Here is a 20511-nt window from a genome sequence, read left to right as displayed (position 1 = left end):
GCGAAAGTCCTTCGCTGTCCAGTGGTTAGACGGCTATAAGCGGTGCAACCAACTGGTTTGCCGGGGAGGAACGATATGAAGCTATCGCGACGGACGATCCTGCAAGGCGCCAGTGCGCTGCCTTTCGCGGTTGCGAGCTTGCGGACGTCTGCATTGGCGCAGACGACGCCCGCAGCGCCGCCCGCCGAGGTGCCGCCGATCCTGTTCGTCCACGGCAATGGCGACTACGACGCTCTCTGGATGACGACATTGTGGCGGATGCAGTCGAACGGCATCGCGCGCGAGCGCATGTTCGCAATCAATTTCACCAATCCCAACGCGCGGGACGACGACAGGGTCGAGCAGCCCAACCGCTCCTCGGCCGAGGATCAGCGCCGCGAGCTGGCCGCCGCGATCGCGGAATTGAAGCGCCGCACCGGTGCTGCGCGCGTCGCGCTGGTCGGCAGCTCGCGCGGCGGCAACGCCATCCGCAACGTCATCAAGAATGGCGGCGCCGCCGACGTCAGCCATGCCGTGCTGTGCGGCACGCCGAATCACGGCGTGTTCGCGATCGACGACCTGCCGGGGAACGAGTTCAATGGCCGCGGCGCCTTCCTGAGCGGCCTGAACGAGGGCGAGAGCGAGGTTACGCCGGGCCCCGCCTTCCTCACTTTGCGCAGCGACGGCATGGACAAATATGCGCAACCCGACGGCCGCTTCATCGGCAAGCCTGGCGTGCCCACCAATGTCACTGTCGAAGGGCCGGAGCTGAAAGGCGCCACCAATCTCGTGCTCGGCACGCTAGATCATCGCGAGGTGGCGTTTCACCCACGCGCGTTCCGCGAGATCTACAAGTTCATCGCGGGCCGCGAGCCGGACCGCATCGCGATCACGCCGGAGAGCAGCGTCAAGTTGAGCGGGCTGGTGACGGGAACGCCCGGTGGCGTGCCGACCAATCGTCCCGTGGAGGGCGCCAGCGTCGACGTGTTTCGCGTCGATCCCGCGAGCGGCGAGCGCCAGGGTGCCGCGCTATATAGCGCGAAGACCGCCGCCGACGGCCGCTGGGGGCCGGTGCAGGTCGATCCGGCCTGGCCGCTGGAATTCGTCGTGGCCGCGCCGGACGCCCCCACGACGCACATCTACCGCTCGCCATTCCCGCGCTCGTCTGACGTCGTGCATTTGCGGCCCGCACGGCCGCTCGGGCCGCCGGATGCCGGTGCCGGTGCAGTTCTGGTGATGTCGCGACCGCGCGGTTATCTCGGGCTGCCGCGGGATATCGTGCTGTTCGACGGCAAGGAGCCGGCCGACGTCAAGCCGGGTGTGCCCACGGATTCGGCAGCAACCCTGCGCCTTTCGGCCGCGGAGGCCGGGCGTAACGTCGTGGTTCAATTCAACGAAGAACGGATCGTGGCCAGGACCTGGCCGGCCGCCGAGAACAGGATTGCGATTGCCGAGCTGACTTACTAGCTCTGTGGGTGCGGTGGATATGCGGGGAGAGAGCCCATGAATGTCGCCCAGGTACGCCGGCCCATCGTTCCGCCGACCCCGCCGCGTGCGCCGGAGGGCATGTCGTTCCTCCGCCGCGTTGCGGTGATCCGCAAGAACATGATCGCGACGTGGGGACAGCGCGCCTACGAGGAAGACGTCATCAAGGGCCGCTTCTTTCTCCACAACAGCTTCATCCTCAACCGGCCGGACGCGATCCGGCACATCCTGCTCACCAATTACGAGAACTACACGCGCACGCCGGCCGGCATCCGGATGCTGCGCCCGGTGCTCGGCCAGGGTCTGTTGATCGCGGAAGGCCAGCCCTGGAGGCATCAGCGTCGAACGCTCGCGCCCGCGTTCACCCCGAATGCCACGGCCAATCTCGTTCCGCACATGACGGCGGTGCTCGACGAGACCATCGCGAAGCTCAAGACGAAAACCGGCGAGGTCATCGACCTCCGCGAGATCATGCAGCGGATGACGCTCGAGATCGCGGGCCGGACGATGTTCTCGTTCGGCATGGACAAGCACGGCGCGACCTTGCGCAATTTCGTCATGGAATACGGCCAGCGTCTGGGCCGGCCGTATTTCCTCGACATGCTGCTGCCGGTGTCCTGGCCGAGCCCGATGGATTTTGCGCGCGCCCGTTTCCGCAAGCGCTGGACCGCGTTCGTCGCGACGCTGATTGCCGAGCGGCGGGCCGCGGGCAAGAAGGAGGGCGCCCCGCCGCGCGATCTCTTCGACCTCATGGATGAGGCGCGCGATCCCGAGACCGGTAAGGGCTTTTCGGACGAGCAACTCGTCGACGAGGTCGCGACCATGATCCTGGCGGGTCATGAGACGACCGCGACGGCGCTGTCCTGGGCGCTCTATCTCCTGGCGCTCGATCCCGAAACCCAGGACGAGGTCGCCTCCGAGACGCGCGGCGAGCACCTCGACAGCATGGCCGACATCGACCGGCAGAAATTCACCTGCGCCGTGGTCGAGGAGACCATGCGGCTCTATCCGCCGGCTTTCCTGGTCGCGCGCGCGGCGCTCGAGAAGGACAATGCGGCGGGTGTCGAGATCGAAAAGGGCGACATCATCATGATCGCGCCGTGGCTTCTGCACCGGCACGAAAAACTCTGGGAGCAGCCCAACGCGTTCATCCCCAAGCGCTTCATGTCAGCGACCCCGCCCGACCGCTTCGCCTATCTGCCGTTCGGCGCCGGCCCGCGCGTCTGCATCGGCGCGCCTTTTGCGCAAGCCGAGTCGGTGCTGGCCCTGGCCCGGCTGATCGGAGAATTCCGCGTCGAGCTGGTCGACACCGGGCCCGTCATTCCCCTCGGCATCGTCACGACGCAACCAGACCATTCTCCCATGTTCCGCATCACGCCACGGTGACAGACCGCTGTCTGGTCAATGGCGTGATCCAGCCTAGATAGAGTCTCGCCATGAGCGACATCCAAGCCCAGTTTTCGGTTCTGAAGCAGACCGCTGATCCCGGCGCAGTCGAAGCAATCCAGCGCCTCATCGAGCAGGGCGAAGATCACGAACTCAATCGGATCAACGTCATCGACTTCTCCAAGCAGTATGGTCTCAACGAGGAGCGGGCCATCTCCGCATTTCTGCATTCGGCGCGGCTCGGTCTGTTCGACCTCGGTTGGAACGTGCTGTGCCCGGGGTGCGGCGGCGTGCTGGGCGCGCATTCGACCCTGAAGTCGCTCAAGTCCGACGATTATAACTGCGCGCTCTGCGCCTGCGGTTACAAGGCGTCCGTCGACGAGGCGGTCGAGGTCTCCTTCACGGTCAGCCCGCGCGTGCGGCGCATCGCGGCGCACGATCCCGACTCGCTGCCGGTGTGGGACTATTTCAAGCAGATGTTCTGGAGCTCGGGCGTCGACTTCAACAAGGAGCAGTTCGCGACCCTCGCCAATGAGGTCACGCTGGATACGCTCGAGTTGCCGCCCGGCGAGAAAGCGACGATGTCGCTCCAGCTCCCGAACGATTTCGTCATCGTGTTCGAGCCGGTGACGCACGCCGCGCATTTCATCGATGTCCAGGGCGAGCCGACCAAGGAGCGTCAGCAGCTCGCGATCATGTACAACAAGGTCCAGGCCCCGACGGGGACCACGACCTTGCGCCCCGGACCCTTGCGGCTCTCATTGGACAATCAGACCGGCATGCGCGTGTTGCCGACCGTGTTCATTGCCGCCGACGCGCTGCATCAGTTGATCGGCAAGCGCAAGCCGTTCCTCACCGCCAAGCGGATGCTGTCCAACCAGACCTTCCGCGACGTCTTCAAGGCCGACAATCTTAACATCGACCAGCGGCTACAGATCACCTCGCTGACCTTCCTGTTCACCGACCTGAAGGGCTCGACCGCGCTCTATGAGCGCGTCGGCGATCTCGCCGCGTTCGATCTCGTGCGCGCGCATTTCCACGCGCTGCTCGAGATCATCGCCTCCGAGAAGGGCGCGGTGGTGAAGACGATCGGCGATGCCGTGATGGCGACGTTCGTCAAGCCGGAGGACGCGCTCGTCGCCGGCTTGCGCATGCGCTCCGCGATGGAGGAATTGAACAAGAAGCGCGGCTCCGAAGATCTCGTTCTCAAGATCGGGATTCACGAGGGGCCTTGTCTTGCGGTCATGCTCAACGAGCGGCAGGACTATTTCGGCCGGACCGTCAACATCGCCGCACGCGTGCAGAGCGTGTCGATGGCCCAGGAGATCCACATCACCGGTCCCGTGCTGGACGCGCCGGCAGTCGCCACGATCCTGGAGCAGTGGTCGATCAAGCCGATCCAGAAGCAGGCCGCGCTCCGCGGCATCGCCGACAAGATGGTGGTGTACGAGCTGCCGTGAGCATCGCGACGGCGCCGCCATGATTTCCGTCGTTGCCAGCGCAGCACCATGGTTCCTCAGTGTCGTCCTGGCGAAAGCCCATACCCACCGGCCCAGGTTTGCGCAAAGACTGGTGGTGGGCCTCTCGCACCAAACTTCTCCCTGGGGTAATAGGTCCTGGCTTTCGCCAGGACGACGTCGGGGCGGCTTGCTTCGCTCGCAAGTCGCGCCGTCCAGATTGCCGAAACGTAATGCAGCGCGGGGCATAAGCGCGCATTGCGCGGTGCGAATTTCCCGCTCATATAATGGAGACAGGCCGCCGTGGCGGCGCCACCCATTGCGGCAGGATTTCATGCTCGACGGACTGCGCCAATTCATTGCCGATATCGTCGCTCCCCAGGCGGAGGACCGCGCCTTCGGCGACAGCGATTATCGCCTGGCGGCGACCGCGCTGCTGATCCATGTGATCTCGCTCGACGGCGAGCCGACGGAAGCCGAACGGCGCAAGCTGCACGGCCTGATCGAGAGTCATTTCTCGCTGGATCGCGGCACCGCGGACCGCCTGATTGCGTCGGCAACCCGGGTCGAGGGCGAGGCGGTCGATCTCTATCACTTTACCAGCGTCATCATGCGTTCGCTCAATGAAGAGGGCCGCAAGCGCATCGTCGAGATGATGTGGGAGCTCGTCTATGCCGACGGTCAGGTGACGGAGTTCGAGGACAACGTGGTCTGGCGTGCATCCGATCTGCTCGGCGTGTCACAGCGCGACCGGATCGACCTCAAGCATCTCATCGCGAGTCGCCGCAGCGGTCAGGTCAAGGACGATGTCGCCACGACTCGAGCGCCTCAGTGAGACACGGCCAGTCACGACCACATGACGAAACTTTAATGTATCGGTCGATCGCGGCTTAACCGAATACCCCTGCAAATCAGCGGTTTTTCTGCGTCCTCGATCCCCGCGTGCAGGTCGCGCGCCTGACGTGCGGCTTGCATCCCGTACGCGGCCTATGCTCTCGTCTTGGGGTAGTCGCCCTAATTTCGCATGCATTGAAGAGACGTCGATCGTGACTGAGCGTGTGACGCTGATTACCGGTGCTTCGGCGGGCATAGGCACGGAGCTGGCGCGCGTGTTTGCCGCGAACGGACACCGTCTGGCATTGACGGCGCGTCGCGCCGATCGGCTCGATGCACTGGCCAGCGAGATTGCAGCCAAGGGCGGCAAGCGACCGATCGTGATCGCCTGCGATCTGGAAGAGCCTGGTGCGGGCGAGAAGATCGCCGCGACACTGGCCGCTGCCGACGTCGAGCTCGACCATCTCGTCAACAATGCCGGCTTCGGGGTGTTCGGCGATGCGATCGAGTGCGATCGCACCCAGCAGCTCGGCATCATCGACGTCAACATCCGTGCGCTGACCGATCTGTCGCTGCGTTTCGCGGATCAGCTCGTCAAGAACAAGGGCGGCATTCTCAACGTCGGCTCGGTCGCGGGCTTCCTGCCCGGCCCCGGCATGGCCGTCTATTACGCCTCCAAGGCCTACGTCATCTCCTTCACCGAGGCGCTGCGCGGCGAGCTCGGAGCTCGCGGCGTCCGCGTCACCGTGCTTTGCCCGGGGCCGGTGGCGACCGAATTTCAGGGCCGCGCCGGCTTTGCCCCGGGAATCGATTCCGCCGTTCTCGACGTCTCTGCCGCTGATGTTGCACTTGCCGCCTATCGCGGACTGATGGCCAATAAACGGGCGGTGCTGCCCGGTCTCGGCATCAAGATCGTGCCTTTCCTGCTGCGCTTCTTCCCGCGCGGCTTCATTTTGGCCGCCGTTGGCCGGTTCCAGAGGCGCAGGCGCTAGCCGCGCAGCGAGAGCCAATTTTGGCCCGGTGCTTGCTTGATCTCCTTCAGTTGCGTGTGTGCGCAGACTCACACGAAATTAACGATCGCTTAGTTATGCTGGCGGTCTGAACCGATAGCTTTCGAAAAGGGCAATGTCGTTCCGGACGGACAGACTTGGTGGTGCGAAGGTGGTCCCCTTCATGAGAAGGGCGCCAGAGGCCGCCGACCGCAAGCCGCCGCTGCCCGTACTGATCGTCCTGCATCAGGAATCCTCGACACCCGGCCGGGTCGGCAACGCCTTGCGTGCGCTCGGCCATCATCTCGACATCCGCCGGCCGCGCTTCGGCGATCCCTTGCCCCGAACACTCGAGCATCACGCCGGTGCCGTGTATTTCGGCGGGCCGATGAGCGCCAATGATTGCGACGACTACATCCGCCGCGAGATCGACTGGATCGAAGTTCCGCTGCGCGAGCAGCGCCCGTTTCTCGGCATCTGCCTCGGCGCGCAGATGCTGGCGATGCAGCTCGGCGCCCGCGTCGCGCCGCACCCGCAAGCGCTCACCCAGATCGGTTATTATCCGATCCGTCCGACAGCGGCCGGTCGCGCACTATGCCCGGACTGGCCGGGAAAGGTCTATCACTGGCACCGCGAAGGCTTTGAGTTGCCCACCGGCGCGGAGCTGCTCGCCGAGGGTGATGATTTTCCGATGCAGGCGTTCTGTGCCGGCAATGCCTTCGGCTTCCAGTTTCATCCTGACGTGACCTACGCGATGATGCATCGCTGGACCACGCGCGGCTATGACGGCCTGAGCGCGCCCGGTGCGTGCGCCCGCCACCATCACTTCGCGGACCGCGCGGTCTATGACGTCGCCGAGCGCGCCTGGCTGAAGAATTTCGTCGACGGCTGGCTGGCGCGCAGGCCGGTCATGGCGCAAGCCGCCGAGTGATCGCGGCGGCGCGTTCGCGCGGCGAGCTCTATGGAGAAACGGCCGCCACGGGTTTGCGGGGAAGCACGAGGATTGAGACTTGCGGAGGGCGTCCGCCGTCGCCCTTCGGGCTATGGCGGGACAGCCTTCGCTCACTTCGCTACGAGGGACTTCCCGGGCTTGCCTAGCCGTAGCTCGCGAAGCGAGCGAAGGCTGGTGGAGCCAGGCGGGATCGAACCGCCGACCTCGTCATTGCGAACGACGCGCTCTCCCAGCTGAGCTATGGCCCCGTCGTGGGCCGCTCTGGTAAACGCGGCCGACAACCGGGCGCCATTTAAGTCCCCGCCAAGGTCAAGTCAAGGACGGGCGTCACCCGGTTTTAGGCATACCGGCGCCCGAACTTCCCTTGTTTGGGCGGGGGGGAACCGATATCTAGCAAAAGTCCCAAGTCCCCGACCGCAAGCCAGAGTTTTCCCCGCCATGCGTGCCGTTCTCGACATCGTCATCATCGTGCTCGACCTCTACGTCTGGCTGCTGATCGCCTCCGCGATCCTGTCCTGGCTGATCGCCTTCAACGTGGTGAACACCCGCAACCAATTCGTCTCGGCGGTGGCGGAGTTCCTGTACCGCATCACCGAGCCGGTGCTGGCGCCGATTCGCAATTTCCTGCCCAATCTCGGCGGCATCGACATCTCGCCGATCATCCTGATTCTGATCATCATGTTCATCGAGCGGGTGATCATGTACTACGTCTACCCGAACGTGATTTAGGCGCAGCAGGCGGGCCTTGGCCTCCTCGGAGCGCTCCAGAGAGTCGTCTCAAGAGCAGCCTTGGCGCCATTCCGCCTCGGGTATCATTATCGCGCTGCGGGTGACGCCGCGCGGCGGCCGTGACGACATCGACGGCATCGAGGTGCTCTCCGATGGCCGCAGCGTGCTCAAGGTGCGGGTGCGCGCGATTGCCGATGGCGGCGAGGCCAACCGTGCGGTGTTGCAGTTGATCGCGAAATCGCTCGGCGTGCCGAAGGCGAGCGTGCGGCTGCTCTCGGGCGCCACCTCGCGGCTGAAACAGGTTGCGGTCGATGGCGATCCGGTGCGCCTCGGCGAGGCGCTGCGCGGGCTCGCCGCGACCAAATCGACGGACAAGGACTAGGACATGACGGCCAGGATCATCGATGGAAAAGTCATTGCCGCGGAGCTCCGCGCCCGCGTCGCGGACGAGGTCGCCCGCGTCAAGCGCGAGCACAATCTGGTGCCGGGGCTCGCGGTCGTGCTGGTCGGCAACGATCCCGCGAGCGAAGTCTATGTCCGCTCCAAGCACACCCAGACGCAAGCCGCCGGCATGGCCTCGTTCGAGCACAAGCTGCCGAGCGACGTCTCGCAGGCGGATTTGCTTGCGGTGGTCGCAAAGCTCAATCGCGATCCCGCCGTGCACGGCATCCTGGTGCAGCTGCCGCTGCCCAAGGGCCTCGACACCGAGGCCGTGATCAACGCCATCGATCCCGCCAAGGACGTCGACGGACTGCATCCGAACAATGCCGGCCGGCTCGCCGGCGGCTTTCGGGCGCTGTCACCCTGCACGCCGCTCGGCTGCATCATCCTGACCAAGAGCGTGCACGCCTCGCTCGAAGGCCTGAACGCCATCGTCATCGGCCGCTCCAATCTGGTCGGCCGCCCGCTGGTGCAATTGCTCTTGAACGAGAACGCCACGGTGACCATCGCGCATTCGCGCTCGCGCGATCTGCCGGGGCTCGTGAGGCGCGCCGACCTCGTCTACGCCGCGGTCGGCAAGGCGGAAATGGTGCGCGGCGACTGGCTGAAGCCGGGCGCGACGGTGATCGACGTCGGCATCAATCGCATCCCAAAGGAAGACGGCAAGACGCGTCTCGTCGGCGACGTCGCCTATCAGGAAGCGCTTGGCGTCGCCGGCGCGATCACGCCGGTGCCCGGTGGCGTCGGCCAGATGACGGTGGCGTGCCTGCTGGTCAACACGCTGCGCGCAGCCTGCTCGATCGCCGGCCTGCCGAAGCCGGCGGTTTAGCCGCGACACTCTCTCGTGTCCCGGCTCTGCGGTGCGTCACCATAGCGCGTCGAAGACGCGCGTGAACGCGCTTATGGCGCCGCACCGCGTCCGGGACACCTGATTGCTATTTCTTTTTCTTTGCGCGCTCGATGCCTTCGAGGATCAGCTTGTGCGCGTCCTCCGGGCCGCCCCAGCGCAGCACCTTCACCCATTTGCCCTTCTCGAGATCCTTGTAGTGCTCGAAGAAGTGCTGGATCTGCTGCAGCGTGATGTCGGGCAGGTCGGAATAGGCCTTCACCTTGTCGTAGCGCTGCGTGAGCTTCGAGGACGGCACCGCCAAGATCTTCTCGTCGCCGCCGGCCTCGTCCTCCATGAACAGCACGCCGACCGGGCGCACGCTCATGACGGCGCCGGGGATGATGGCGCGGGTATTGACGATCAAGACGTCGCAGGGATCGCCATCGTCAGACAGCGTGTGCGGGATGAACCCGTAATTGCCCGGATAGCGCATCGGCGTATAGAGGAAGCGGTCGACCACCAGCGTGCCGGCTTCCTTATCCATCTCGTACTTGATCGGCTCGCCGCCAACCGGCACTTCGATGATGACGTTGACTTCGTTTGGCGCTTTGGTCCCGATCGAGACCGCATCGATACGCATAAAAGGCTCCGTTTTTTGCCGAAAGGGATCTCGCCCGGCCGCGATTTCGCGCTGTCATACGCGGGCTTGGCCCGCCGATCCATCGACTTTTCGCGAAATATGAACCCCGGTTCTACCGGCGCAAATGGGCAAACGGTATCGGCGGAAGGACGTATGGCCGTCCAAACGACGGCAGATCAATTGGTCCAGGCGAAAGCGACCTTGTCGAGCGATTTCGGCCCGAACCGTTCCGAGGAGCGCGCCACCATGCGGCCGCCCAGCGCGCGGTAAAACTCCGTCGCCGGATCGTTGTCGGACAGTGCCCAGACCACCATGCTCTTCAGATTGCTCTGCATCAAATCGCGGCGGGCGGCGGCGAACAGGCGCCGGCCGAAGCCCAGCCCCTGGAATTCCGGACGCAGGTAAAGCTCGTAGATTTCGCCGTCGAAATGCAGGCTGCGGGCGCGATTGCGGCCGTAATTCGCATAGCCGGCGATCTTGTCGCCGAACACCAGCACGCTGACGCGGCTGCCCTTGCGGATTGCGCTGTCCCACCATTGCGGGCCGCGGCGATTGATCAGCTTTTCGAGCTCGGCGCCGGGAATGATGCCCTGATAGGCCGAGCGCCAGGCTTCGTCATGGGTAGACGCCACCGCGGCTGCGTCAGCAGCTTTGGCCGGCCGGACCTCGATCAGGGTTGTGCTCATGGACGCGATCAAACCAAGTCGCCGCGCCGGCGGCAAGAGCCATCGTTAATTATCGGTTAACCTGTGGACTTTCTGCATCAGTTTCCGAGCCGTGTTGTACCGAAAGAGGACAGGGCGCCGCTTTGTATGGCAGCGAAATGCCGTGCGCCGGTGCAAAACCAGTTGTGTTGCGAAGGACTGAACGGCGGCAACGCGAGAAAAGTCCGCCCAGGATGATTCGTTCCAGCTAGTCTTGCCTTTGTCGTTCGAATTCTTCTGCCGGTATTTATGCGGTTCTCTAGGCTCATCGTTGTCCTGTTCATCCTCGCCACGCCCGCCCGCGCGCAGAGCGTGTTGGGGGCGTTGGGTGTCGAAGGCGAACCGTTTCGCCGGCAAGAGTGGCGCGTACCCACTTCCGACGCCGGTATCGCGGCGCGCGCATTGCTCTTCCGCCCGCCGGGCGACGGCCCGTTTCGCCTCGCACTGATCGCACATGCTTCGACGCAAAACGTGCTGCGTCGTGCGCAAATGCCGCAACCGGAGTATCGCGCGCTGGCCGCGTTTCTAATCGCGCGCGGCTTTGCCGTGCTGGTGCCGGAACGGCTCGGCCATGGCGCAACCGGCGGTCGTTATGTCGAGGACCAGGGCGGCTGCGACGAGGCGGACTATGCGCGCTCGGGCCGCGCCGCAGCCGAGGAAATCGCGCGCGCGCTGGACTTTTTGCAAACGCAGGATTTCGTCCGCAAGGACGGCGCCGTCGTGCTTGGCCATTCCGCGGGCGGCTGGGGCGCGCTGGCGCTCGCCAATGCCGACCCCAAGACGGTTGCGGCCATCATCGCCTTCGCAGCCGGGCGCGGCGGCCACGCCAACGACTTCCCCAACCAGATCTGCGCGCCGCATACGCTGATTGCGGCAGCAGGCGAATTCGGCAAGGCTGCGCGCGTGCCGGTCACCTGGCTGGTGGCGGCGAATGACACCTATTTCGCGCCGGCATTCTCGCGGCAATTGGCCGATGCATTTCGCGGCAGTGGTGGCAAGGTCGATTTCCGCGCGCTGCCTGCTGTGGGCAGCGAGGGCCACTGGATGATCGAGACTGAAGCCGGCGTCAAAGCCGCCGGCGCCGAGCTCGAGCGCGCGCTGAAATCGCCAAAGCCGGTCGCAGCCAAAAAGCCATGACGCTGTATTTCCTGGTCAAATATCTGCACGTGCTCGGCGCCATCGTCATCCTCGGCACCGGCAGTGGCATCGCGTTCTTCATGCTGATGGCGCATCGCAGCCAGGATGCCGCATTCATCGCGCGCACGGCGTCGGTCGTGGTGATTGCGGACGCGCTGTTCACGCTCTCGGCCGTGATCCTCCAGCCGGTCACGGGCGGATTGCTGATGATGCTCTCGGCGACGTCGATCGCGGAGCGCTGGCTGCTTGCCTCGCTCGCGCTCTATGCCGTTGCCGGGCTGTTCTGGGTGCCTGTCGTGTTCATGCAGATCGAGATGCGCGATCTCGCGCGCAAGGCGGCCGAGCAGCGCGCGAGCCTGCCGCCGCGTTATTTCGTGCTGTTCCGCCGCTGGTTCGCCTTCGGCTTCCCCGGCTTCGGCGCGACGATGCTGATCCTCTGGCTGATGATCGCCAAGCCGTTTTGAGTGATGCGATGAGCGAACCCGTCCGCAACATTCTCCTGTTGGGAGCCTCCGGCCTGATCGGCCGGTTCGTCACCGACGATCTTCGCGCCCGCGGCTTTCGCGTCATCGGCGTGGCGCGAAGCATGTCGCCGGCGCAGAAGATGAGCGCGCTCGATATCGAGCTGCCGATCCTGCTGCTCGACGGTGCGGCGCTGACGGACCTTCTGAACGTGCATGCGGTCGATGTGGTCGTGAATTGCCTGGGCGTGCTCCAGGACGGTCCCGGCAGCGACACCAATGCGGTGCATCGCGACTTCGTCGCGCGCTTGACGCAGGCAATTCGCGCGAGCGGCCGCGCGATCCGGCTCGTGCACATCTCGATCCCCGGCGCGGCCAACGAGGATCGCACTGCGTTCGCAACGACCAAGCGCGAGGCCGAGCGCCTGATCGCCTCTTCCGGTATTCCCTATGCGATCCTGCGCCCCGGCTTCGTGGTCGCGCCTTCTGCGTATGGCGGCAGCGCCATGTTGCGCGCGCTCGCGGCATTTCCGCTGGACCTGCCGGCCAAGGAGATGGCGACGCCGTTCCAACCCGTCGCGGCCCGCGACATCGCCGCCACGATCGCCTGGCTCGCGGCGCGCAAGATCGACGACGTTTCCGTGCAAGCCGTGAGCTGGGACCTGATGCAGGCGGAGCCGGTCACGATGGCCGGTGTCATCAAGCAATTCCGCATCGCCTTCGGCACGGCCGGCTGGCCGCATCTCGCGATGCCGTCATTCCTGCTCGACGTTGGGGCGAAGCTCGGCGATCTCGCCAGCCTTCTCGGCTGGATGCCGCCGATGCGCTCGACCGCGATCGCCGAACTGCGCCGTGGCGTGACGGGCGATCCGCGCGACTGGATCGCGGCCACGGCCATCGCGCCGAAGACGCTGGCCGACATGATCGGCCGCCATCCCGCCACCATCCAGGACAAATGGTTCGCGCGGCTGTTTCTGGTCAAGGCGCTTGTTTTCGCGAGCCTGGTGGCGTTCTGGATCGTCTCAGGCTTCATCGCGCTGTTCGTCTCCTACCGCGCCGCCGCCGGCATCCTGAGCGCGCACGGCTTCCCGCCCGCACTGGTCGATCCTATCACCATCGGCACCAGCCTGATGGACATGTCGATCGGCGTGCTCATCGCGTTCCGACGCACCTCGGCGATCGGCCTCGTCGCAGGCATCGTTGCCTCGCTGGGCTATATGGTGGGTGCCGCGATCCTCACGCCGGACCTCTGGATCGAGCCGCTCGGCGCGCTGGTGAAGACGGGCCCTGCGATCGTGCTGATGCTGGTCGCGCTTCTGATGCTGGATAGCCGATAGCGTTTTCGAGCGAAGTGGGAACCGGTTCGCGTGAAGAAAACGCGTCAAGATAGAGAATCAAATGAGCAAATGGCCCGATGAAGACGTGATCCTGTTCGACGGCGTCTGCATCTTCTGCTCGCGCTGGGTCCGCTTCGTCGCGACGCGCGACACGGCAAGGCGCTTCCGCTTCACGCCGATCCAGTCGGACTATGGCGCGAAGCTGGCGCAGACCTTCGGCATCGACCCCGATGATCCCGACACCAATGCGGTCGTTCATGGCGGCGAGGTGTTCATGAAATCGGACGCCGCGCTGACCGTGCTGTCGCAACTTCCAGGCTGGGGCTGGGTGCGCGCATTGTTCGCCGTACCGAGGCCGCTGCGGAACGCCGTCTACAATCTCGTCGCGCGCAACCGGTATCGCATCTTCGGAAAGTATGATGCGTGCTTTGTGCCGGATGCAGAATTGCGGGCGCGGGTGATTGAGTAGGGTTTCAAGAATTCGAAGTCGTCCCGGCGAAGGCCGGGACCCACAGCTACAGGCAGTAGTTTGGCGAAGACTGGTAGTTACGCGATCTTCCCGCGGTACTGATACCGAGCGTCACCGACAGATCACGCGGTATGGGTCCCGGCCTTCGCCGGGACGACCTTGGTAGGCAGGACGCCGCAGCGGCGGAGGTTCTGGTCAGCCTTTTCCCATTTCCGCCAACACTTCCCTCGCAGCCCGCTCCCCGCTATCCCTCGCCCCGTGTGCGGTCGAGAAAAAGTTCGGCGACGTCGCCTCGCCCGCGAAGAACAGTCGCCCATCGACGGGAGCCGCCAGCACGGCGCGGTCGCCGGCATGACCCGGGAGCGCGTGGGAGTAGGCGCCGCGGGCGAAGGGGTCGTGAGCCCAGCGGGACTCACGCAGCGGCTTCAGCTTGCGCCTGATGTCGTTGCCGAGGTAGCCCGCGATCTCGTCGATGCTTTGTGCGGCGAAGGCGCCGTCGCCGGCGTCCTCCAATTCGCGTGCGAAGCGGCCGCCGAAAAAGCCGTCGATGCAAGGCTGACCGAACGGGCGGATGTGATAGGTGCCCATGGCGGTGCGCATGGTGGCGCCGCGCAAATTCCCCTCTTTTGGAAAGGCTTCTGCGTTCTCCAGCGCCAGCGTCACCTTGTCGTCGACGCCGAGCGGCAGGCCGCGCGCGGCATCGACCTTGGCCGGGAGCGGCGGCGAGAACCGGATCGCTTCATCAGCAATCAGGTTGGTCGGCACCGTGACGATCACCTTTTCCGCGGTGAGCGTTCCGAGCGACGTTTCGAGCCGGATGCGTTTGCCGGAGTGATCGATCAGCGTGACGTTGCAGTTGAGTGCCACGGGACACGACGCACCATAGGCCGCGATCAGCGTGCCAAATCCGGCCCGCACGCGCCAATTGAAGTAGGTGTCCTCGTAGGCGTCCATGTCCAGAATTGAGACCCGGTCCAGCTCGGCGCCGTTTACGTAGGTCGAGACCGCATGGATCATCGGGTTCCAGCGATTGCCGGGTTCGAGATAGCGATCAGCTGGCGCATCCTCGCCGTCTTCCGCAGCTTCCGACACACGCTCGTAGAATTCGTCGATCGAGCGACCGAAGTCGTTGCGCTCGCTCTCTGGAAACACCTCGCCAAAGGCGCGATCGCGCCAGGGCGGAATATCCTTGTTGATCTCGAATTCGAGTTGTCGCGCGATCGGAACGAAGGAGTTCTTGTCCGCCGAATGCAGCCAGCCGCAGCCGACATCGAAGGTCACCTCAGGTGACGCCTGCACGGTCCAGGCGCGGCCACCAACGCGGTCGCGCGCTTCCAGCACGATGACAGAGAGGCCGTTATCCTTCAGCGCGTGGGCTGCGCCGAGACCAGCGGCGCCCGCGCCGATGATTGCGACGTCGACGGAGGAGGGGAGGGAGGTCATGGCTGGGCTCTAGCACGTTCGCTGGGCGTGCTGAAGCCACCACAAAGTGAGTTGTCATCACCCGCCTTGTGCGCATTTGCGCACTGGAGCGGGTGATCCAGTATTTCAGAGACAGCGACGAATACGGCGAGACCGCGATGTGCTGGATGCCCCGCTTTCGCGGGGCATGACAGCGAGATGACAGGGAGAGTGGCCTTACGCCACCGCTTCCTTGGACTTTTCCGCGCGCTTGCGCTCGTTCGGGTCGAGATGCTTCTTGCGCAGCCGGATCGATTTCGGCGTCACCTCGACGAGCTCGTCGTCCTCGATATAGGCGAGCGCCTTTTCCAGCGTCATCTTGATCGGCGGGGTCAGGCGGACCGCCTCGTCCTTGGACGTGGTGCGGATGTTGGTGAGCTGCTTGCCCTTGAGCACGTTGATCTCGAGATCGTTGTCGCGGGTGTGCTCGCCGACGATCATGCCGCGATAGACCTTCCAGCCGGGCTCGATCATCATCGGGCCGCGGTCTTCCAGCTTGAACATGGCGTAGGCCACCGCCTCGCCCTGTTCATTGGAGATCAAAACGCCGTTGCGGCGGCCCTGGATCTCGCCCTTGTACGGGGCGTAGCCGTGGAACAGGCGGTTCATGATTGCCGTGCCGCGGGTATCGGTGAGCAGTTCGCCCTGGTAGCCGATCAGGCCGCGGGTCGGCGCGTAGAACACCAGGCGCAGGCGGTTGCCGCCCGAGGGCTTCATTTCAATCAGTTCCGCCTTCCGCTCGCTCATCTTCTGCACGACGACACCGGAATGCTCCTCGTCGACGTCGATGACGACCTCCTCGATCGGCTCCATGGTGGCACCGGTCGCCTCGTCCTTCTGGAGCACGACGCGCGGACGCGACACGGAGAGCTCAAAACCCTCGCGGCGCATGGTCTCGATCAGGATCGCGAGCTGCAATTCGCCGCGGCCCGACACTTCCATCGAATCCTTGTCGTCGGCCTCGACCACGCGCAGCGCGACGTTGCCCTCGGCCTCGCGCAACAGACGGTCGCGGATCATGCGGCTCGTCACCTTGTCGCCTTCGGTGCCGGCGAGCGGGGAGTTGTTGACGATGAAGGACATCGACACGGTCGGCGGATCGATCGGCTGCGCCGGCAGCGGCACCTCGACGGTCGGATCGCAGAAGGTGTCGGCCACGGTGCCCTTGGTGAGGCCGGCAATGGCGACGATGTCGCCGGCTTCGGCTTCATCGAGCGGCGTGCGCTCGAGACCGCGGAACGCCAGGATTTTCGTGATACGTCCCTGCTCGACCAGCTTGCCGTCGGCGTTCAGCACCTTCACCTGCTGGTTCGGCTTGAGGATGCCCGAGGAGATACGGCCGGTGATGATGCGACCGAGATAGGGATTGGCCTCGAGGATCGTGCCGATCATGCGGAACGGGCCCTCTTCGACCTGGGGCGGTGCGACGTGGCGCAGGATCAGGTCGAACAGCGGCTCCATGCCCTTGTCCTTCGGACCTTCGGGGCTCTCGGCCATCCAGCCCTGCTTGGCTGATCCATAAAGAATCGGAAAATCGAGCTGCTCCTCACTGGCATCGAGCGCGGCGAACAGGTCGAACACTTCGTTGATGACTTCGGTCGGGCGCGCGTCGGGGCGGTCGACCTTGTTGATGACGACGATCGGCTTCAGGCCAACCTTGAGCGCCTTGGAGACCACGAATTTGGTCTGCGGCAGCGGGCCTTCGGCAGCGTCGACCAGCACCAGCGCGCCGTCCACCATGTTGAGGATGCGCTCGACCTCACCGCCGAAATCGGCGTGGCCGGGGGTGTCGACGATGTTGACCCGGGTGTCCTTCCACTGCACCGAGGCCGCCTTGGCCAGAATGGTGATGCCGCGCTCGCGCTCCAGATCGTTGGAGTCCATGGCGCGCTCGGCCACCTTCTGGTTCTCGCGGAAGGTGCCGGATTGCTGGAGGAGACGGTCGACGAGGGTCGTCTTGCCGTGGTCGACGTGGGCGATGATGGCGACGTTACGAAGGTTCATGAGTGAGCTTCTTTGCGGTCGAACAATGGGTTAGCGCGATCTCGCCGGTCAGACCGGGACCTCTTTTCGGATAACGCTTTGAAACCTGAGAAAAAGGGCGCTTTCCGCCCAAAAAGGAAACCCGGCCTAGCGAGCCGGGCACCTCAACGCGTTTGCAGCGCAATATAGGCAAAAAACGCCAAAAAACAATGTGTTCTTTGCGGATCGGTTGACTGAATTTTGTCCGGGAATCCCCGGGGCTTAGAGGCGGGAACGGGGTGGCGGACCGCTTTCCGCGCCGCTTTCCGCCTCCTCGGTCGGATAGACCCCGCGCAGCACCTCCTCGAAATGGGCCCTAACCGAGTCGTTGCAGAGGCAGCCCCGCAATTTGAGGCCCTCGCGGTTGCGCACCAGGATCGAGCCGCGGCGCGTCTCGATCACGCCCTGCGCCTTGAAGGACTGGATGACGCGGCTCGCATAGCTGCGCCCGACGCCGAGCAGGGTCGCGAGCTGCTCGTGGGTGAGCGGCACGCTGTCGTCGCCGTCGGTGCGCTCCATCGCGGCCAGAATCCATTTGGCGGTGCGCTGCTCGATCGAGTGGATGGCATTGCAGGCCGTCGACTGGAAGATCTGCGCGAGCATGCAATCGGCATAGCGCGCAAAGATGTTGCTCAGCGATGGCGAGCTCCGCTTGGCGGCCTCGAGCTTGCCGACATGGATGCGGGCGAAGGGGCCGCCGAATTTCACGACGATCCGCGTATAGGCTGGCAGGTAGCCCTCGCTGACGATGCCCCCGACGGCGCCTTCGCGGCCGACCAGAATGGTCTCGACGTCGCGGCCGTCCTCATTGGCAACGAGAAAGGTCGCAAGCGACGGCCCGCAGGGAAAGTGCACGACTTGGACATCGTCGCCGGGATTGTAGAGCAGCTCGTTTCCCGATGCTGCCTCGGTCGTCAGGTGCGGCGTGATCAGCGCGTAGTCGGCCGGGTTCAATCGCCGCAACAGATTGTTGTAGGGCCGGCTCGCAATCTCGGCTGCCTTGCTGCTTCGCGCATCCATCCCGATGCTCTCCGATCTCCCCTCGACATTAGCTGGTTCCACTCGCCGCTAGTGTGCACAAGTGGACAGACTAGGAAACGGCCATGTGGTGGGTTTCGTTCCTGGAACACCGATGCGCGGGGGCGCGGGCATCGGGTCGAGGCCCGATCTTGATTGGAAAATTATGCAGCCCTCAACCGACGAGATCATGCAGCGCGCTTCATTCGACGGCTCCGATGTCCCCGCCGACGTGCTGATTGTTGAAGACGATCCCATCATCGCGATCGATTTCGAGGATCGCCTGCTCGGCTTCGGCGTGAAGCACGTGCGCACCGTTGCGTCGGTCGCGCGTGCGCTGGATGCGATCATCGACCGCACGCCCGACTTCGCGCTGCTTGATGTCGAGCTGGTGCGCGAGAAGAGCTTTGCGATCGCCGAGCGCCTGGTTGTGCTGAAAATCCCGTTCGTCTTCGTCACCGGCTATGGCGCGGAGACGCGGATTCCGCCCGAGTTCGCAGACGTGCCGCGGCTGCAAAAGCCCTGCTCGAGCGATGCGATGGAGGCCGCGCTGCGAACGCGCGCCCCCAGCTAGCCTAGTGGCCTAAGCCAGCTTCGGGTCGAGCGTCGTCGACCACAGCGCGACGTCGGCGCGGTCGCGCAACGTCACGGTCATCTGGCCGCTTGCGCCGTCGATCTTGACGTGACCAAAGAACTGCATGCCGGCCGATGGCGGCAGGTTCTGCTTGTCGAGACCGGGCGCCTTGATGAAGCGCACGTCCGGTCCAAAGGTGTTGTCGAGCTCGTTCGGTCCGAACGTGCCGGCATGCAGCGGTCCCGAGACGAATTCCCAGAACGGCTCAAAGTCCTGGAACTGCGCCTTGTTCGGATCGTAGTAATGCGCGGCGGCGTAATGCACGTCGGCGGTCAGCCACACCGTGTTCTTGATCGGCGCCATTTTGATGAAGCGCAGGAGGTCGGCGATCTCGAGCTCGCGGCCGCGCGGCGGGCCGTCGCCCTGCGCAAACGCCTCCGAGCCCTTCTTGTTGGCCGCATCGTCATAGACGAGCAGGCTGAGCGGCATGTCGGAGGCGATCACCTTCCAGGTTGCGCGCGAGTTGAGCAGGCCGCGCTTCAACCAGGCCATCTGATCCGGGCCGAGGAAGTAGGACGCGGGGCCGTATTCCGTTTCGAGGTTCGGACCATTGGGGCCGCGATAGCTGCGCTCGTCCAGCATGAAGACGTCGAGATGCGGGCCGTAGGAGATCTGGCGATAGACCCGGCCAGGCTCCACGATGCTCTCGCGCATCGGATACATCTCGTGGAAGGCACGCGCGGCACGCGCAGCGAGCAGCGTGATATTGCGCTCCTTATAGGCGGCCGGCAGATCCTTCGACAGCGACCAGTTGTTGGTCACCTCGTGGTCGTCCCACTGCACGAAGATCGGCACCTCGGCATTGAAGGCGCGAACGTTGTCGTCGGTGAAATTGTATTTGTGCGCGGCGCGGTATTCGTCGAGTGTCTCGGCGACCTTGGCCTTTTCGGGGATGGTGACGTTCTTCCAGGTCTTGCCGTCGGCCAGCTTCACCTCGGAGGGGATCACGCCGTCGGCGTAAATCGTGTCGCCGGAATGCAGGAAGAAGTCCGGGCGGTTCTTGCGCATCGCGGAGAAGGTGAACATACCGCCGTCGTCGGGGTTGATGCCCCAGCCCTGACCTGCGACATCGCCGCCCCAGACGAAGCTGACGTCGCGGCGGTCGGCCGGCGCGGTGCGGAAGCGGCCGACCACAGGCTCGCTCTCGATCGCGGTATGAGAGAGGTCGCGGAAGCGGACGCGGTAGAAGATGTCCTGCCCGCCGGGCAGATTTTCAACCAGCATCTTCGCGGTGAAATCGCTCTCGGGCAGCGCCGCGATCGGCGGCAGCGCCCGCGGATTCTTGAAACTATCCGTCGTCGCCACCTCGACCAGCATCTGCGAGGGACGGTCAGTGCGCGCCCAGACCACGCCGCCGTCAACCGTGACGTCGCCCGATTGCACGCCATGGGTGATCACGGGCCGGTCGGCCGCGCGCGACGTGTAGGGCATCGCGATCGCGCCGAGCGCACCGGCGCTGGTGGAGAGGAATTGGCGGCGGGAGAATTTGATTTTCATGAGGAATCGTCTCGAGATCCGGCCCGGACGACTACGGTGGCAGCCGTCACT

Annotated in this window: 20 protein-coding genes and 1 tRNA gene; 14 read left to right on the top strand and 7 right to left on the bottom strand. The window is 64.6% G+C overall.

Features of this window, described 5'->3' with window-relative positions:
• Positions 1–75 precede the first annotated feature (75 nt).
• The 6 genes from QQL28_RS41035 to QQL28_RS41010 all read left to right on the top strand — a co-directional run bounded on the left by QQL28_RS41035 (position 76) and on the right by QQL28_RS41010 (position 7061).
• A complete protein-coding gene (locus QQL28_RS41035; protein WP_284274843.1) occupies positions 76–1446 on the top strand; it encodes a hydrolase in 1371 nt (456 codons plus the stop codon).
• Between the two features lie 36 nt (positions 1447–1482).
• Complete coding sequence (locus QQL28_RS41030; protein ID WP_284274842.1) at positions 1483–2850, top strand: cytochrome P450; 1368 nt, start codon at positions 1483–1485, stop codon at positions 2848–2850.
• A gap of 50 nt (positions 2851–2900) precedes the next feature.
• Positions 2901–4310 carry an adenylate/guanylate cyclase domain-containing protein gene (locus QQL28_RS41025; RefSeq protein WP_284274840.1) on the top strand — a complete coding sequence of 470 codons (1410 nt, stop codon included), beginning with the start codon at positions 2901–2903 and terminating at the stop codon, positions 4308–4310.
• Positions 4311–4641: 331 nt separating this feature from the next.
• On the top strand, positions 4642–5142 hold the full coding sequence (locus tag QQL28_RS41020; protein ID WP_284274838.1) for a tellurite resistance TerB family protein: 501 nt from the start codon (positions 4642–4644) through the stop codon (positions 5140–5142).
• 211 nt (positions 5143–5353) lie between these two features.
• Positions 5354–6133, top strand: a complete 780-nt coding sequence (locus QQL28_RS41015; RefSeq protein ID WP_284274836.1) for an SDR family NAD(P)-dependent oxidoreductase — start codon at positions 5354–5356, stop codon at positions 6131–6133.
• 133 nt (positions 6134–6266) lie between these two features.
• Entirely contained in the window at positions 6267–7061 is a 795-nt protein-coding gene (locus tag QQL28_RS41010; RefSeq protein ID WP_284274834.1) for a glutamine amidotransferase, read from the top strand.
• A 193-nt stretch (positions 7062–7254) separates the two neighbouring features.
• Here the strand turns inward: QQL28_RS41010 and QQL28_RS41005 are convergent.
• Positions 7255–7330: transfer RNA gene (locus QQL28_RS41005), tRNA-Ala, on the bottom strand.
• Between the two features lie 190 nt (positions 7331–7520).
• Here QQL28_RS41005 and QQL28_RS41000 point away from each other — a divergent pair.
• From QQL28_RS41000 to folD, 3 genes are read left to right on the top strand one after another with little or no spacing between them, the layout of a single operon-like run.
• On the top strand, positions 7521–7811 hold the full coding sequence (locus QQL28_RS41000; protein ID WP_284274832.1) for a YggT family protein: 291 nt from the start codon (positions 7521–7523) through the stop codon (positions 7809–7811).
• 16 nt (positions 7812–7827) lie between these two features.
• Positions 7828–8193: a DUF167 domain-containing protein gene (locus QQL28_RS40995; protein ID WP_284274829.1), complete on the top strand. Its 366-nt coding sequence runs from the start codon at positions 7828–7830 to the stop codon at positions 8191–8193.
• Positions 8194–8196: 3 nt separating this feature from the next.
• Positions 8197–9081: a bifunctional methylenetetrahydrofolate dehydrogenase/methenyltetrahydrofolate cyclohydrolase FolD gene (folD, locus tag QQL28_RS40990; protein WP_284274826.1), complete on the top strand. Its 885-nt coding sequence runs from the start codon at positions 8197–8199 to the stop codon at positions 9079–9081.
• 106 nt (positions 9082–9187) lie between these two features.
• Here folD and ppa read toward each other — a convergent pair whose 3' ends face one another.
• Together ppa and QQL28_RS40980 are read right to left on the bottom strand one after the other, a co-directional pair.
• Entirely contained in the window at positions 9188–9721 is a 534-nt protein-coding gene (gene ppa / locus QQL28_RS40985; protein WP_284274825.1) for an inorganic diphosphatase, read from the bottom strand.
• 176 nt (positions 9722–9897) lie between these two features.
• The gene (locus QQL28_RS40980; RefSeq protein ID WP_254101691.1) at positions 9898–10407 is read right to left on the bottom strand and encodes a GNAT family N-acetyltransferase; all 510 of its coding nucleotides are present in this window, start codon (positions 10405–10407) and stop codon (positions 9898–9900) included.
• Between the two features lie 267 nt (positions 10408–10674).
• Between QQL28_RS40980 and QQL28_RS40975 the strand changes: the two genes are divergently transcribed.
• The 4 genes from QQL28_RS40975 (at position 10675) to QQL28_RS40960 (ending at position 13829) form a co-directional block, all read left to right on the top strand.
• Positions 10675–11562 (top strand): alpha/beta hydrolase family protein, encoded by an 888-nt coding sequence (locus tag QQL28_RS40975; RefSeq protein ID WP_284274822.1) that lies wholly within the window; start codon positions 10675–10677, stop codon positions 11560–11562.
• Entirely contained in the window at positions 11559–12026 is a 468-nt protein-coding gene (locus QQL28_RS40970; protein WP_284274819.1) for a DUF2269 family protein, read from the top strand. The genes QQL28_RS40975 and QQL28_RS40970 overlap by 4 nt, the downstream gene beginning before the upstream one ends.
• Positions 12027–12034: 8 nt before the next feature.
• Positions 12035–13360, top strand: coding sequence for an SDR family oxidoreductase (locus tag QQL28_RS40965; RefSeq protein WP_284274817.1), 1326 nt, complete (start codon positions 12035–12037; stop codon positions 13358–13360).
• A 61-nt stretch (positions 13361–13421) separates the two neighbouring features.
• Positions 13422–13829, top strand: coding sequence for a thiol-disulfide oxidoreductase DCC family protein (locus QQL28_RS40960; RefSeq protein WP_284274815.1), 408 nt, complete (start codon positions 13422–13424; stop codon positions 13827–13829).
• 195 nt (positions 13830–14024) lie between these two features.
• Here QQL28_RS40960 and QQL28_RS40955 read toward each other — a convergent pair whose 3' ends face one another.
• The 3 genes from QQL28_RS40955 to QQL28_RS40945 all read right to left on the bottom strand — a co-directional run bounded on the left by QQL28_RS40955 (position 14025) and on the right by QQL28_RS40945 (position 18332).
• Positions 14025–15272, bottom strand: coding sequence for a flavin monoamine oxidase family protein (locus QQL28_RS40955; protein WP_284274812.1), 1248 nt, complete (start codon positions 15270–15272; stop codon positions 14025–14027).
• A 195-nt stretch (positions 15273–15467) separates the two neighbouring features.
• Complete coding sequence (gene typA, locus QQL28_RS40950) at positions 15468–17294, bottom strand: translational GTPase TypA (protein WP_284274811.1); 1827 nt, start codon at positions 17292–17294, stop codon at positions 15468–15470.
• 240 nt (positions 17295–17534) lie between these two features.
• Complete coding sequence (locus QQL28_RS40945; RefSeq protein ID WP_284274810.1) at positions 17535–18332, bottom strand: Crp/Fnr family transcriptional regulator; 798 nt, start codon at positions 18330–18332, stop codon at positions 17535–17537.
• A gap of 163 nt (positions 18333–18495) precedes the next feature.
• Here QQL28_RS40945 and QQL28_RS40940 point away from each other — a divergent pair, with 163 nt between their 5' ends.
• Complete coding sequence (locus tag QQL28_RS40940) at positions 18496–18903, top strand: response regulator (protein WP_284274809.1); 408 nt, start codon at positions 18496–18498, stop codon at positions 18901–18903.
• A gap of 9 nt (positions 18904–18912) precedes the next feature.
• Here QQL28_RS40940 and QQL28_RS40935 read toward each other — a convergent pair whose 3' ends face one another.
• Positions 18913–20460, bottom strand: coding sequence for an alkaline phosphatase D family protein (locus QQL28_RS40935; RefSeq protein WP_284274807.1), 1548 nt, complete (start codon positions 20458–20460; stop codon positions 18913–18915).
• Positions 20461–20511: the final 51 nt, after the last annotated feature.

Origin of the sequence: Bradyrhizobium iriomotense (assembly GCF_030160715.1) — a bacterium.
Taxonomy (GTDB): domain Bacteria; phylum Pseudomonadota; class Alphaproteobacteria; order Rhizobiales; family Xanthobacteraceae; genus Bradyrhizobium; species Bradyrhizobium iriomotense.
This window is presented reverse-complemented; position numbering and strand designations above follow the sequence as displayed.

What these genes read in the sequence shown, in the direction of transcription:
- QQL28_RS41030 (WP_284274842.1), top strand. Translation starts at nt 1,483, where the DNA reads ATGAATGTCGCCCAGGTACGCCGGCCCATCGTTCCGCCGACCCCGCCG.
- ppa (WP_284274825.1), bottom strand. Translation starts at nt 9,721, where the DNA reads ATGCGTATCGATGCGGTCTCGATCGGGACCAAAGCGCCAAACGAAGTC.
- folD (WP_284274826.1), top strand. Translation starts at nt 8,197, where the DNA reads ATGACGGCCAGGATCATCGATGGAAAAGTCATTGCCGCGGAGCTCCGC.
- QQL28_RS40975 (WP_284274822.1), top strand. Translation starts at nt 10,675, where the DNA reads ATGCGGTTCTCTAGGCTCATCGTTGTCCTGTTCATCCTCGCCACGCCC.
- QQL28_RS40980 (WP_254101691.1), bottom strand. Translation starts at nt 10,407, where the DNA reads ATGAGCACAACCCTGATCGAGGTCCGGCCGGCCAAAGCTGCTGACGCA.
- QQL28_RS41035 (WP_284274843.1), top strand. Translation starts at nt 76, where the DNA reads ATGAAGCTATCGCGACGGACGATCCTGCAAGGCGCCAGTGCGCTGCCT.
- QQL28_RS40960 (WP_284274815.1), top strand. Translation starts at nt 13,422, where the DNA reads ATGAGCAAATGGCCCGATGAAGACGTGATCCTGTTCGACGGCGTCTGC.
- QQL28_RS41020 (WP_284274838.1), top strand. Translation starts at nt 4,642, where the DNA reads ATGCTCGACGGACTGCGCCAATTCATTGCCGATATCGTCGCTCCCCAG.
- QQL28_RS40970 (WP_284274819.1), top strand. Translation starts at nt 11,559, where the DNA reads ATGACGCTGTATTTCCTGGTCAAATATCTGCACGTGCTCGGCGCCATC.
- QQL28_RS40945 (WP_284274810.1), bottom strand. Translation starts at nt 18,332, where the DNA reads ATGGATGCGCGAAGCAGCAAGGCAGCCGAGATTGCGAGCCGGCCCTAC.
- QQL28_RS41010 (WP_284274834.1), top strand. Translation starts at nt 6,267, where the DNA reads ATGTCGTTCCGGACGGACAGACTTGGTGGTGCGAAGGTGGTCCCCTTC.
- QQL28_RS41000 (WP_284274832.1), top strand. Translation starts at nt 7,521, where the DNA reads ATGCGTGCCGTTCTCGACATCGTCATCATCGTGCTCGACCTCTACGTC.
- QQL28_RS41025 (WP_284274840.1), top strand. Translation starts at nt 2,901, where the DNA reads ATGAGCGACATCCAAGCCCAGTTTTCGGTTCTGAAGCAGACCGCTGAT.
- QQL28_RS40955 (WP_284274812.1), bottom strand. Translation starts at nt 15,272, where the DNA reads ATGACCTCCCTCCCCTCCTCCGTCGACGTCGCAATCATCGGCGCGGGC.
- QQL28_RS40935 (WP_284274807.1), bottom strand. Translation starts at nt 20,460, where the DNA reads ATGAAAATCAAATTCTCCCGCCGCCAATTCCTCTCCACCAGCGCCGGT.
- QQL28_RS40965 (WP_284274817.1), top strand. Translation starts at nt 12,035, where the DNA reads ATGAGCGAACCCGTCCGCAACATTCTCCTGTTGGGAGCCTCCGGCCTG.
- QQL28_RS40940 (WP_284274809.1), top strand. Translation starts at nt 18,496, where the DNA reads ATGCAGCCCTCAACCGACGAGATCATGCAGCGCGCTTCATTCGACGGC.
- typA (WP_284274811.1), bottom strand. Translation starts at nt 17,294, where the DNA reads ATGAACCTTCGTAACGTCGCCATCATCGCCCACGTCGACCACGGCAAG.